We start from the raw sequence: 13,844 nt of genomic DNA on the forward strand, positions 1-13,844 counted from the left end.
TTTAATTTTTATTTCATGTAAAAAGTTCCTTTAACTGAATAATTTGACTTCGAAATTAGTAAAAATTGGTGAGGTTCATGAATTGCGTAAAAAGAACCACCTCTTGCACTTAATTGTCTCGATCTAAGTTGACTTTTATTGAGTCTATTTGCCCAAAAGTCTACTAATATTGCTTGAGTTGAACCTGTAGCATGATCTTCTAATTGTTGAACATGCGGTACAAGTGTTCTACATACAAAATCATCCTCTTTAGAAGAAGGTGCGGTTACAGCATATCCAAAAATATCGATTTTTCTTAGTGATTCAAAGTCAGGTTTCATTTCTGCCAGACTTTTCTCATTGGCCAACACTACAATTTGCTTATTATCTGTTTTGTAATACTCTAATATTTTTTGACCTAATGCTGTTTCTAGGCCTTTCGGAGGATGTTGTTGTTCGCTTCTTGTAATGTTCTCTAAAATAACAAAATGTTCATTATCCTTTTTTCTTCCTGCTTCGATAGTGATTTCATTTTTTACTAATTTAAAACCATTATTAGCAGCTATTTTTGGGAATTGGTTGGAAAGAAATACGGCAGCAGCCATGGCTCCATGTCCACAAAGACCAATTTCATCATCAGGTGCAAACCATCTGATTTTAAATTCACTGTCATTCTTTGTATTCCAAAGGAAGGTAGTTGCAGGTTGCTGTAATTCCGTAGCTATGGCTTGTAGCTTTTGAACAGATAAATCTTTATTTAATAGAATTACTGCGGATGGATTGCCCAATACATTAGTTTCTGAATCAGAAAATACATTCACTATAGCAAAAGGATATTCGATAGCCATAAATATTTATTAAAGTAGAACAACAAGTAGAAAAAGTAGTGCTAAAATAACAGCTACCCATTTCAGATGTTTTTGATAACCGCTCCTAGGAAATTCATATTGACAAATAGGACAAAGTTGCGCGTCTTTTTCTATCATCATAGCGCAAGAAGGGCATTCTTTTTTCATCTGTTTTAGTTCTTGAATTTTTTAAATATACAAGTATTGATTTATTTGAGTTAGTCGTTTAAAAAAAAAACGCTGACTTAAAAAAAACAAAGTTTATAAATTTTTTTAAAAAAAAAATATAGATACTCTTGTATATAAGGAATGAATTTTCTATATTCATGTTAACGAGTCGGGAGTCTTATTTTCCCATACGTTATCAAGAGGCAGGATATATGATGAGTTACCATCATTATCACCCCAAAGGCGAGTTTAAGCTCGCCTTTTGATTTTTACGGGGTAGTAACTTTAAAAGAGTTAATTCTCTTTTTTCTCAGAATTTTCTTCTTTATCTTTTTTCTTTTCTCTTTTAGGTTCTTCAGGTGGGCTATCTAAGATATTTCCGTAATCATCAACATAAGCAATCATTGCATCAAGACTTCCGCCTTTAGATTGTTCTTTGCGCATTTCTTTTTTCTCTTGCTTCTCTTCTTTTTTCTTCATGCGCTTTTTCTCTTTTTGTTTTTTGATAAAGCTATTTTGTGATCTTGCCATTAAGTAGGGTTTTAATTAACAGAATAAGACAAGTATTTTACTTGAATTAAATATCCCTTGCGAGAGGGGTTCAAAGCGGATTAGCCATAGTAAGGTATCTGAAAAGTCAGAGGAAAATGGTAAAACTTGCTTTGAAAGACAACAAAGCTACCAAAAAGCTTTCAGAATAACTATTATTTGAAAAAATCTGGTAACTAATATTCTTGTATTGCTAATCGATAAGTTTTACTTTTGGTTCAATCTTAAAGCAAAAAAATTGAAAAGACCTCAAACTTTAGAAGAAGAATTAGCTAATAGCCTCACTCACGGATTTGGTATATTATTTAGTGTAATTGCTATTTCACTGTTGATGACCTTTTCAGTTTTGGAAGGTAGCATTTTACATATCATTAGCAGCAGTTTTTTTGGTGGCGCATTTCTACTGATGTATACTTTTTCAACGCTTTATCACGCAATTCAACATCAAAAAACGAAAGCAATCCTTAGGATTTTCGATCATATAAGTATTTATTTTTTGATAGCAGGGACTTACACTCCTTTTTTGATTTTAGGGATAGGTGGCACGAAGGGGTGGTTGATGTTTGGGATTGTTTGGGGGATAGCTGTGTTCGGAACTATTTTTAAAATCTTCTTTACCCATCGATTCCCGAAACTTTCACTCTTTCTTTATTTGGGCATGGGCTGGATAGCCGTTTTCATTGCTAAACCATTGTATGAGGATTTATCAACAACCGTTTTATTTTTGTTAATAGGAGGGGGGGTAAGTTACACGCTTGGAACGATATTTTACACAAACCATAAGATGCCTTATGCACATGCTATTTGGCATGTTTTTGTACTAATCGGTACCATAACACATTTTATAGCGGTTATGTACCTTTTGTAGATTTAAGAATCCGATTCTTTACGTATTTAACAATTTTTTAATGGCCTCAATAGTTTTTGTTTCTAAATCATGAATAAATCCATCTGCCATAATTACTTCCTGCAAATCATTCATTATTCTATCTGCATTTATTCTATCATTTTTATAATTTAGATAGTTATGGTAAATAATATGGTTTATATCAGAATCAGATAACTCTTCATATTCATCTTTAAGTGTTACGAATTTTGACCTTAATACATCCATTTCCTCAATATCCGAAAAATAATCTTCCATTTTGGAAAGTATCACTTCAATTTCAGATCCTTTTAGACTATAGTCCGAACTACCCACATGTATCAAGAGAAATAGAATAAAGGTTTCGTAATTTTTGAAAATATGCTGCTTATCCATTTTTAAATTTGATTTTCGCAAAACTATACTTTTTTAACTGAAAAAAACAACAAAGGCTTTGTCAATCGACAAAGCCTTTGTTTTTTTCTTTGAAATTGGGGGATTACATCATTCCACCCATGCCACCCATTCCACCTGGCATTCCGCCACCTTGCATTCCGCCATTATCTTCTTCCTCTTCATCTGCTATCACGCATTCGGTAGTGAGCATTAATCCTGAAATAGAAGCCGCGTTTTCAAGCGCTAGGCGAGTTACTTTAGTTGGGTCAATAACACCTGCTTTGAATAAATTCTCAAATTTATTCTCACGTGCATTGTAACCATAATCATCTTTTCCTTCTAATACTTTGTTGATGATAACTGATCCTTCTTGACCTGCATTTTCAACAATTGTTCTCAAAGGAGATTCAAGAGCTAATCTGATAATATTTACACCTGTGTCTTGGTCTTCATTATCAGTTTTTAATTTATCCAAAGATTTAATAGCTCTTAATAAAGCAATACCACCACCTGCAACAATTCCTTCCTGAACTGCAGCTCTTGTAGCATGTAAAGCATCATCAACTCTATCTTTCTTCTCTTTCATTTCTACTTCTGTAGCAGCACCTATGTAAAGAATAGCTACACCGCCTGACAATTTAGCCAAACGTTCTTGTAATTTCTCTTTATCATAATCTGAAGTAGTATTCTCCATTTGCGATTTGATTTGACTCACTCGCGCTTTGATATCCTCTTTTTTACCAGCACCATTAACAATAGTTGTATTGTCTTTATCAACAGTGATTTTTTCTGCAGTACCTAAATATTCTAAAGTAGCGCCATCTAATTTATATCCTCTTTCTTCAGAAATAACTGTACCACCAGTTAAAATAGCGATGTCTTCTAACATTGCTTTTCTTCTGTCACCAAAACCTGGAGCTTTAACTGCAGCAATTTTCAGAGAACCTCTAATTTTATTTACCACTAAAGTAGCTAAAGCTTCACCTTCTACTTCTTCAGAAATAATCAATAAAGGCTTACCAGTTTGAGAAACTGCCTCTAAAATTGGAAGCAATTCTTTCATGCTACCGATTTTCTTATCGTAAATTAAGACATAAGGATTATCTAATTCAGCTTCCATTTTCTCCGTGTTGGTCACGAAATATGGAGACTGATATCCTCTGTCAAACTGCATACCTTCTACAGTTTTAACTTCAGTTTCAGTACCTCTAGCTTCTTCAACGGTGATTACACCATCTTTTCCAACTTTATCCATTGCCTCAGCAATCATTTTACCGATTGTGGCATCATTGTTAGCAGAAATAGTACCTACTTGTTCAATTTCGTTGCTGTTAGAAATGTCTTTAGACTGTTTTTTCAAGTCAGCAACTACGGCTTTTACTGCTTTTTCAATGCCTCTTTTCAAGTCCATTGGGTTAGCACCTGCGGTCACGTTTTTCAATCCGTGTCTGAAAATAGATTGAGCTAAAACAGTTGCGGTTGTAGTTCCGTCACCAGCTTCGTCAGCAGTTTTAGATGCAACTTCTTTAACTAACTGAGCGCCCATGTTCTCGATAGGATCTTTTAGTTCGATTTCTTTCGCAACAGATACACCATCTTTAGTTACCGTAGGAGCACCGAATTTTTTATCGATGATTACGTTTCTACCTTTTGGTCCTAAGGTTACTTTTACTGCGTTCGCTAATTTATCAACGCCTTTTCTTAAGCCGTCTCTAGCTTTTAGGTCAAATGAAATATTCTTTGCCATGGTATTATAATGTTTTTAGTTTAACTTTAAATAGTACCGAAAATGTCGGAGTTTCTCATAATTAAATACTCTTTTCCTTCAAGTGTAAATTCTGTACCTGAATACTTACCGTATAATACAGAATCACCAACCTTAACGGTTACAGGAGCATCATCTTTTCCTGGACCTACAGCAATTACTTTTCCTTGTTGAGGCTTTTCTTTTGCTGTATCAGGAATAATGATACCAGATGCTGTTTTTTCTTCTACAGGAGCTGGCTCTACTAGAACCCTATCCTCGTTTGGTTTAAATGATACGTTTGACATTTTAGTTATAATTTGTGTTTTGATTTTAATTTTTAATCTGCAATCCTGATTACATTAAATGTGCCACTTGCAAAAGCGTGTCAAAATTGCAGACTTTTACTATTTAAAATGACATGTAAGATTATTCAATTTATCGTTTGTGAATTTTTGACAGATTTTAAGTATATTTCTTTGTCAGTTTAATCAAAAATTAAAATAAAATGAAAAAGCTAGCAGATGATTGGATCACGAAGGGCACCTTAGATTTTGAATATAAAAAGTATCTTTTATTGGCTTATTTGCAGGAAGTAGGAAAATCTTTTGAGCAACATAAACTTTATCCATCTTTTGCCGATTTGATTATGCATTACAGAAATGCGGCTCAATTGAAAGATGGCAAGCAAAAATTGTGGAGATCATTTCCGAAAAAATTAACTAAGTTGGATTTAAAGAATTTCAGAATGTTTTTTGAATCTAAAGTGACAGAAGATCACCAATTGAAAGAATTAGAAGATATTGTTGATTTTGCTATGAATAGTTTGACAGAACATATAAAAGTCGGAAAAAATATTTTTGATGAGGTAGAGAAACACCTTATTATTGAACCAATAGGAGTTAAAGCTTTGGAGGAAAATGAAGGCTTACTCTTAATCGATCCTCAATACGAATCTTTTTACCACATCTATCAATATAGAATTTCCATATTTGAAGCTGCTGAAGAAAAAGTGAGAGGACTTCAAACTGTTTTCATAGATAAGATTAAAAAGTCAATAGGCATCACCTTAGAGCAAATTAAAATTCAAATTTTGAAAAATATTAAGCTCGTCAGTAATTATTCTGCATTTAGAGTGGTTGCACTACAGCCCTATCCCTATGAGGAAACGTTACTTCCAATTGTAAAAAGAAGTTTTTCTGGTTATTTAGATCGTATTGTTAATTAACATATGATTTTCTATTTTTAAAATTTGAAACTAATAAAAGAAGTTCCGGTTTATTACTTTCCAGCTTAATCAACGTATATTAGGTCTTTAGTTTTGTGGGAGTTTAAAAATTGAATGTAATGCTTGCTGAATCTAAAAACTATGAAAAGAAAACTAATGGCAGTAATTATTTTGATCTTAATAATCGCCAATTTTGAGGCGAAATCTCAACTATATGCTGGTGTGAGTTATGTTTACTCCCAAATTTCGGAATCAGGTCTTGACCAAGTGAAAGGTTTTTCTTTTGACTTGCAAGGTGAAATTAATTTACCAAGGGAAAGATTGAGTCTAATGCCAACAGTGCGATTAGCAATAATGGATTCAAAAATTTATAATTAGGTTTATCCGTTTTACATTAAAAATTTAAGTTTTAGTCCAATAATAGCTTATAAATTAATCGAGTTTAGAGGTTTTTCATTAAGTCCTTATGGCGGACCTTTCATAAGTCATTTACAGGGGGCGGAGGGCGCCTTCATTGCTTTTTCCACCGGCATTTATAGATGATACCCGTTTCGGAGCAGAATTAGGGATTGAATTAAAATTAAAGATTTATGATTATTGCACCTTGAAATTTAATCCTTTAAACGTACTGATTGGAAATGAATATTATCGACAAGGCAATGTTAATGTCATGATTAACTTTTAATCGAGAAAATATATTGAACTTATATTTTGATTAAATGAACATTAAACCTACATTTGCAATCCAATTTTGACAAAGAACTAATCATGGCAGGAACAAGTCTTAAAAGAAAAGAAAGAAGAAACAGAGTAGTAGCAAAGAAAAGGGTAGTTAATATCCAAAGATTGCAGCAACAGCCTGTTATCAAAAATGTTGATGTAGAAGCTATCAAAGCAGAATTCGAAAAAGCAGACAAAAAACCTGCTGCCAAAAAAGAAGAAACTGCTAAAGCTGAAAAATTAGAAGAAGCTCCAAAAGCAAAAAAAGCAGCTCCTAAAAAGAAAGCAGATTCTAAAAAAGAGGAAGCTAAAGCAGAAGATAAGCCAAAAGCAACTAAGAAAAAGGAAGATAAAAAAGAAGATTAATTTTAATTTTCTTTGAAGTTATAATAATGAAGCGAACATCAGTTCGCTTTTTTTGTTTGCAGATACTTGGGGATACGATAATCCTTTCAAGTTTGTGTTGAGATATGCTGTATAAAAGTACCACTTCATGGCTAAAGTTATTTTAGAAGCAGTAAACATTTCCAAATCATTCGATAAGCCTATTCTTTCAGAAATCAATTTGAAAATTAGGGAAGGTGAAACGCATGTAGTGATGGGGAAAAGCGGTGAAGGTAAATCGACATTGCTTAAAATTTTAGCAGGCCTCACTGCTGTCGATAAAGGAAAGGTATTTTTTGAAAATGAAGAATTGCCTAACCCTGAGGATGTTTTGGTAGCTGGACATGAAGAGTTAGCCTATGTAGCGCAAAATTTTAACTTGCTTCATAATAGAACAGTAATTGAGAATTTAAAGGATGCACTTTTAGCCTTTAAAGATGATTTTGCGAAGCAGCAAATCGAACAATTACTACAGTTGATGAGATTAGAAAACTTAAAATCTCAAAAAATTGAAAAATTATCGGGAGGTGAAAAACAGCGCTTAGCAATAGCTCGGGCGTTAGCCACTCAGCCTGCTGTTTTATTACTTGATGAACCTTTTACTCAACTTGATTTCCCTACTCGTCAGCTCCTGTTAGATGCCATAAAGGAAGTTAAAAACGAATTTGACACCAGCATCATTGTGGTAAGCCATAATCTTTATGAAGCTTTTTATTTAGCGGATATTATTCATATTCAAAAAGATGGAAAAATTATTAAAAGTGATACTCCAAAGTCACTTTATCAAAATCCTGAATTTATTTCAGTTGCCAATATTTTAAGTGAGGTAAACTTTATTCCAAAAGGAACATTAGGAAAAGCGCAAAATAAATTGCTAGGGATATGGAGTGAAAATATCTTGATTGAAGATGATAATAGCTTAAAATATAAATTGAATTTAAAATTGATAGAAAAGCTTTTCATAGGAAATTATTATCGCTACCAATTTCAATTTGCCAAAAATCAATCACTTATTGTAAAATCAAATCAGTCAGTTTATGAAGTAGGAGAGAACTATCATGTCATTTTTCCTGAAGCCTATCTATTCGAATTAACTGAAGATTGATAAAGAAAACAATTGTCAAATTGAACCACAAAAGAATCAAAAGCCCTTATAAAGTTTAGATTAAAAGCAGTGAGGACTTGATCAAAAATGAACAGCAATTCTAGAACATAACTTTGGTTATTTTTTATTGTTTTCTTTTGACTCTTTTGGTTTAAAAAAAATGTCTTTTAAGTAATTTTTGACATTAAATGTTTGAAAACTCAGAATTTAAGTAGGTAAGAGATTTTTTATTATCTGAGCCCCAACATATTGTGACTTTCCAAATAAATCGTACCTTTGCAATCCCTTCGAGTGAATGGGCTTATCTATGTGGATAAGTATTTGTAAACCAAAACGATGGCAATTTTGGCTCGGGTAGTCATTGTAATTAAAGAGTCCTGACAAATTATGGCAGAAAATCAAGAAAACGTAAAGAACGAAGAGTTCGATTGGGAAGCATTTGAAACCAAAGGTTTTGGTGAAGGTTACTCAAAATCTAAAAGAGAAGAATTAGCTGCAATGTACGACAATGTGGCTACTGACCTTGAGGAGCAAGAAGTAGTTAAAGGTATTGTGGTAGCGATTAATGATCGTGACGTTGTACTTAATATTGGCTACAAATCTGATGGATTAGTTCCTACTAATGAATTCCGTGACACTCCTGGCTTGAAAGTTGGTGACGAAGTGGAAGTTTACGTTGAAGAGCGTGAAGATAAAAACGGTGAATTAGTTTTATCAAGAAGAAAAGCAAAAATTGTAGGTGCGTGGGACAAAATCCAAACAGCACTTGACCAAGACCAAATCATTGAAGGATTAGTAAAAAGAAGAACTAAAGGTGGTTTAATCGTGGATGTTCACGGTGTAGAAGCCTTCTTACCTGGTTCTCAAATTGACGTGAAGCCTATTCGCGACTTCGATGTTTTCGTTGGTAAGAAAATGGAAGTAAAAGTGGTGAAAATTAACTACAGCAACGATAACGTAGTAGTTTCCCACAAAGTATTAATAGAGAAAGATCTAGAAAAGCAAAAAGCTGAAATCTTGAACAACCTTGAAAAAGGTCAGGTTCTAGAAGGTGTGATCAAAAACATGACCAACTTTGGTGTATTTATTGACCTTGGTGGTGTTGATGGTCTATTGCACATCACGGATATTTCTTGGGGCAGAATCAACCATCCTGAAGAGGTGTTGAAGCTTGACGAAAAAGTGAAAGTAGTAGTACTTGACTTTGACGAAGGCAAGAAGCGTATTTCTTTAGGTATGAAGCAATTGACTTCTCACCCTTGGGACTCATTGGCTGAAGGGCTTGATGTAGGTTCTAAAGTGAAAGGCAAAATCGTTAATGTTGCTGATTACGGTGCATTCTTGGAAATCGCTCCAGGTGTTGAAGGTTTGATTCACGTTTCTGAAATGAGCTGGTCACAGCACTTGAGAAATCCACAAGATTTCATCAATGTGGGTGACGAGTTGGAAGCAGTTGTGCTTACTTTGGACAAAGAAGAGCGTAAGATGTCATTAGGCATTAAGCAATTGACTGAAGATCCTTGGAACAAGAAAGAAGTATTAACAAAGTATGCTGTTGGTACTGAGCATAAAGGAGTTGTTAGAAATATGACTAACTTCGGATTGTTCATCGAATTGGAAGAAGGTATTGACGGATTGGTTCACGTTTCTGATTTAAGCTGGACTAAGAAAATCAAGCACCCATCTGAATTTGTTAAAGTAGGAGAAGAATTGAACGTAGTTGTTTTAGAACTAGATGTTGACAACAGAAGATTAGCATTAGGACACAAACAATTGGAAGAAAACCCTTGGGATACTTTCGAATCAGTATTTACCGTTGGTTCTAAGCACAAATGTACTGTGTTGAACAAAAACGAAAAAGGTGCTATCCTTGAGCTTCCTTACGGAATCGAAGGATTTGCTGCAACTAAGCATTTGAAGAAAGCGGATGACTCTATGGCAGAAGTAGGTGAGTCTTTAGAATTCCAAGTTTTAGAATTCTCTAAAGATGATAAGAGAATAGTTCTTTCTCATTTACATACGCATTCTAAAGTGGAGGAAGCTGCTCCTAAGAAGAAGCCAACTGGAGCTGGTAAGAAAAAGCAAGCCCCTAAACAACAAGCTTCTTCCTCTACATTAGGTGATTTGGATGCATTATCTGCATTGAAAACACAAATGGAAGATGATGCTAAAGGCGGAAGCAAGAAAAAAGCTGCTCCTAAGAAAGAGGAAGAGCCAAAAGCGGAAGCAAAAGCAGAAAAAACAGAAGCTAAGAAAGAAGTGCCAGCACCTGATGAAGCTAAAGCAGAAGCCAAAAAGGAACAAGCTAAAGCTGAAGAAGAAAAAAAGGCTGATGATAAAAAAGAAGATAAGGAGTAATCCTTAATTCATCATAAAATATGGAAGCCACTATCTTTTTAAGGTAGTGGCTTTTTTTATACCCGATTTTTAGATTGTTACAAAATTATTTAAGAATAAATATAGCACTATATTTGACAAGCGCGATAATATGCTTATTTTTGCAATCGCAAAAGCAAATAAGGTCACGTGGCCGAGTGGCTAGGCAGTGGTCTGCAAAACCATCCACAGCGGTTCGAATCCGCTCGTGACCTCTTTTTTTACCTCCCGCAGTTTATTTTTTCTGTTGGAGGTTTTTTTATGCACAAACTTTCCAGCGGATGAGAACCGCTCGGTTCGAAACCAATGTTTTGTTAAAAACTTGGTTCACTAGAGCCATGTGTGGCATGCTTAGTGCGTATTAGTAATCCCTGCCTGCTGTAGGCAGGCGCTCTTGACCTCTTTTTTTGACCTCCCGCAGTTTATTTTTTCTGTTGGAGGTTTTTTTATGCATAAATTTTTTAGCGGATGAGAACCGCTCGGTTTGAAACCAATTCATTAAAAATGAATTGGTTCACGAGTGGAATGGCGCATGCCTTGTGCGTATGAGCTAAATCGAGCCGCAGGCGAAGATTCATGAGGGGAAGTGCAACAAGCTGGTGCGTAAGAGATAAATCGATGTCTCAGTAGATATTTAAAAGGTTCATATCCATTACCCATTTGTCATTAGAAGTAATTATCAGTAAAATTCTAATTAATATTCAAAAGATGCCTTTTAATTTTAAAATATAACGTATATTTTAGTTTTTTAATAAAGACTTTAACTTAATTCAAATGAAAACTATCAAACTAATCTCATTATTCGTTTTAGGGTTATTAGCTTCATGCTCCCCAGGGAAAGAAAATGTTAATACCACCGTAAGCGGGAAAGTCATTAATCCAAAGGGTGACATAATTTCTTTAAGACTTCAAGATACTACTATCACGGCATCATTGGATTCATTAGGAGATTTTCAAACTAATGTACCCATTGTAAAAGCTGAAAAAGTAGTATTTGCACATGGGGATGAAATATCTTCCATGTATTTAAGACCAGGTGACCAGTTAAGACTTACGATTGATCCAGCACAATTTGATGAAACTTTACAGTATGAAGGTGAAGGAGCAGCCATTAATAACTTTTTGGCATCGATTGTTTTAATGGAAGATACCCTTGAAAGTATAGCACAATTAGCGGTTCTTTCTGAAGATAGTTTTCTAATAGAATTCCGTAATACCTATGTAAAAAAAGAAAATGCATTGGAAAATTCAGCTGTTACTGATCAGGAATTTAAAGATTGGTATCTTAAAAATAATGAATGGGAGTTTTATTACAATCTTTTAAATTATCCAGCTTATAAAACCAGATTGACGCAGGAAGAATTCGAACCCTCTGAGAACTTTTATGCTTTTCAGGATTCGTTAGATCTTTACGACTCAAGCAATTTAGAATATGAGTTTTTTGTCCCATATATACAAAAACAGATTACAAAAAAAGTAGTTGAAAAATTTAAAGATAATGGACCTACAGATGTAAGTGAATATGTGAAGGCATCAATAGAAGAAGTACAGTCTTTTCCGAGCGACCCCATAAAAGAACAATTATTATATGAAGTAATAAATGTACATTTTAATAGATTAAACGAAGAAGATAGGGATTCATTGATCGTGGAATGGAAGGCATTGAATCCCTCAAAGAAACGTTTAAAGACAGTTGAAGATAAGCTTGATGTTTTAGCGTCATTGGCAAAAGGTAATCCAGCTCCGGATTTTAAATATGCCAATCTTGATGGGGATAGTATGACCATGGCTGATTTTAAGGGTAAAGTAGTTTATATTGATGTGTGGGCTACTTGGTGTGGACCATGTATTGCAGAACATCCTTACATGGAAAAATTACAGAAGCAATACGAAGATGAAGACGTTGCTTTTCTCGCAATAAGTGTAGATTCATCGCCTGAGCCGTGGAAGAAAATGGTTAATGAAAAAGAATTAGGAGGAATCCATTTATATGCTGAGGGTGCTTGGGACGCTACTATTATGCAAAAATATGCGATTAGTGGAATTCCTCGTTTTATTTTAATCGATCAAGAAGGTAATATAGTGGATGCAAATGCTGCAAGACCATCTGGTGATATTGCTTCGGACATTGATGAGCTACTTGCTTTAGACAAGCAGTTGTAATGTGTGCTTGTTGCGGTTAATTATTGGGTAATCGTTATCAATACAACTATTAGTTTTTTTAATTTAGATCCTATTGTTTGCTCTCAAATCCACCTGATTTATTGGTGGATTTGAGAGTATTTATAGTTCAATTCTTTTTAACCATCCTCATGCGAATAAGTATTTACGAAATTATCCAAGAAGCCATTTCTTTATTTAAAACCAATTACAAACTATTCCTATCCTTAAGTTTATTAGGTTCTTTATTAAGTATCCTGATGACGGGTTTAAATGGAATGGTAAATTTGAATAGTGGCCTAAATATAGTTGCACTTATTGCTGGCATCTTGTTTTTACTTTACTTTTCTATTCGAATACAAATTGCTTTAGTAATAGCTGTTAATAATAGATATCAGCAATTTGAAACTAGTGTATTGGAATGTTATCAGACTGCAGGCAGTTATTTCTGGAGTTACATTCTTACTTGTCTCACACTTGGATTATTGATTATTTTGCCAATTGTATTAATCTTTTTATCAATTTCATTGGAAGCTCCTATATACATCACCGTAATAGCGGCAGTTGTTTTTGGGAGCATTACACTTCTGCTAATTTACTTTTTTAATTTTGCTCCAATACTAAATATTTTAAATCCAGAAGTGGAAAGTAATTTTAGTAGAAGTAAGGAGCTAGTTGAGAGAAATCCAATTTTAGTAGTAAAGATGCTTTTTATAGGGCTCCTTACACAATTATTAATTTATTTTATTGTGGATTTATTTATTAGCCATACGTACATAATGGGTATAAGTCTGGCTACAATTATGGAATTCTTTATAGGTCTTTTTCTTTCTCCTCTATTTGTTTCGGTTTTCATCATGGTTTACTATCAATTACAGAATGATCATGGAGTTTTGGAAGATGGATAAGTAATTGTGCTACAGCCACGATACGCGTGTGCCAGCTGGGGACCATACAAAAGCCCATCTAAGTTTTATTTATACATGTCGACAATTGACAAATACCATTAATCTAATTGAGTGATTAAATTCTATTTTAGCTATAAATTATCTACTACTATATCAATTACAATGGGTGAATTTTTTAATTTTACTCAAAATAAATATCAATGAAAAAGTTCATCGTTGGCAGGTTAAAAAGTATTCAGTATGTTTTCGTTGGTATGTCACGGTTGCTTTTAACTCCTGACTTCCGCATTTTAACACCCAAAATTAAATAGCTCAGCTAAATACTTTTGTTCTTGGGTTAAGAGGAGAGTCTTCTTAATTCTTTTACCACTAACAGGCATTATAGCCTGTATTTCAAATATATTTTCAGCTATC

At 33.9% G+C, this 13,844-nt stretch carries 13 protein-coding genes and 1 tRNA gene; 9 read left to right on the forward strand and 5 right to left on the reverse strand.

What is annotated here, in order from left to right; translation table 11 throughout:
• Positions 1–8: 8 nt before the first annotated feature.
• Together VFM92_RS07500 and VFM92_RS07505 are read right to left on the reverse strand one after the other, a co-directional pair.
• On the reverse strand, positions 9–827 hold the full coding sequence (locus VFM92_RS07500) for a PhzF family phenazine biosynthesis isomerase (RefSeq protein ID WP_325121583.1): 819 nt from the start codon (positions 825–827) through the stop codon (positions 9–11).
• Between the two features lie 462 nt (positions 828–1,289).
• Complete coding sequence (locus VFM92_RS07505; protein WP_325121584.1) at positions 1,290–1,526, reverse strand: cold-shock protein; 237 nt, start codon at positions 1,524–1,526, stop codon at positions 1,290–1,292.
• A 256-nt stretch (positions 1,527–1,782) separates the two neighbouring features.
• On the opposite strand from VFM92_RS07505, the gene trhA reads away from it, so the two are divergent.
• Positions 1,783–2,412, forward strand: coding sequence for a PAQR family membrane homeostasis protein TrhA (gene trhA, locus VFM92_RS07510; protein WP_325121585.1), 630 nt, complete (start codon positions 1,783–1,785; stop codon positions 2,410–2,412).
• An 18-nt stretch (positions 2,413–2,430) separates the two neighbouring features.
• Here trhA and VFM92_RS07515 read toward each other — a convergent pair whose 3' ends face one another.
• The 3 genes from VFM92_RS07515 to VFM92_RS07525 form a co-directional block, all read right to left on the reverse strand.
• Positions 2,431–2,805 carry a TerB family tellurite resistance protein gene (locus tag VFM92_RS07515; protein ID WP_325121586.1) on the reverse strand — a complete coding sequence of 125 codons (375 nt, stop codon included), beginning with the start codon at positions 2,803–2,805 and terminating at the stop codon, positions 2,431–2,433.
• A gap of 103 nt (positions 2,806–2,908) precedes the next feature.
• On the reverse strand, positions 2,909–4,552 hold the full coding sequence (gene groL / locus VFM92_RS07520) for a chaperonin GroEL (RefSeq protein ID WP_325121587.1): 1,644 nt from the start codon (positions 4,550–4,552) through the stop codon (positions 2,909–2,911).
• 26 nt (positions 4,553–4,578) lie between these two features.
• Entirely contained in the window at positions 4,579–4,857 is a 279-nt protein-coding gene (locus VFM92_RS07525; protein WP_325121588.1) for a co-chaperone GroES, read from the reverse strand.
• A 200-nt stretch (positions 4,858–5,057) separates the two neighbouring features.
• Between VFM92_RS07525 and VFM92_RS07530 the strand changes: the two genes are divergently transcribed.
• The 8 genes from VFM92_RS07530 (at position 5,058) to VFM92_RS07565 (ending at position 13,430) form a co-directional block, all read left to right on the forward strand.
• Positions 5,058–5,777, forward strand: coding sequence for a hypothetical protein (locus tag VFM92_RS07530; RefSeq protein ID WP_325121589.1), 720 nt, complete (start codon positions 5,058–5,060; stop codon positions 5,775–5,777).
• A 141-nt stretch (positions 5,778–5,918) separates the two neighbouring features.
• Complete coding sequence (locus VFM92_RS07535; RefSeq protein WP_325121590.1) at positions 5,919–6,155, forward strand: hypothetical protein; 237 nt, start codon at positions 5,919–5,921, stop codon at positions 6,153–6,155.
• Positions 6,156–6,545: 390 nt separating this feature from the next.
• Positions 6,546–6,863 carry a hypothetical protein gene (locus VFM92_RS07540; RefSeq protein WP_325121591.1) on the forward strand — a complete coding sequence of 106 codons (318 nt, stop codon included), beginning with the start codon at positions 6,546–6,548 and terminating at the stop codon, positions 6,861–6,863.
• A gap of 127 nt (positions 6,864–6,990) precedes the next feature.
• Positions 6,991–7,986, forward strand: coding sequence for an ABC transporter ATP-binding protein (locus tag VFM92_RS07545; protein WP_325121592.1), 996 nt, complete (start codon positions 6,991–6,993; stop codon positions 7,984–7,986).
• 387 nt (positions 7,987–8,373) lie between these two features.
• A complete protein-coding gene (gene rpsA / locus VFM92_RS07550) occupies positions 8,374–10,344 on the forward strand; it encodes a 30S ribosomal protein S1 (protein ID WP_325121593.1) in 1,971 nt (656 codons plus the stop codon).
• A 162-nt stretch (positions 10,345–10,506) separates the two neighbouring features.
• Positions 10,507–10,577, forward strand: a tRNA-Cys gene (locus VFM92_RS07555).
• A 559-nt stretch (positions 10,578–11,136) separates the two neighbouring features.
• The gene (locus tag VFM92_RS07560) at positions 11,137–12,525 is read left to right on the forward strand and encodes a TlpA disulfide reductase family protein (protein WP_325121594.1); all 1,389 of its coding nucleotides are present in this window, start codon (positions 11,137–11,139) and stop codon (positions 12,523–12,525) included.
• Between the two features lie 77 nt (positions 12,526–12,602).
• The gene (locus VFM92_RS07565; protein ID WP_325121595.1) at positions 12,603–13,430 is read left to right on the forward strand and encodes a hypothetical protein; all 828 of its coding nucleotides are present in this window, start codon (positions 12,603–12,605) and stop codon (positions 13,428–13,430) included.
• Positions 13,431–13,844 lie beyond the last annotated feature (414 nt).

Origin of the sequence: Marivirga sp., assembly GCF_035704835.1 — a bacterium.
In the GTDB taxonomy this organism is placed as follows: Bacteria; Bacteroidota; Bacteroidia; order Cytophagales; family Cyclobacteriaceae; genus Marivirga.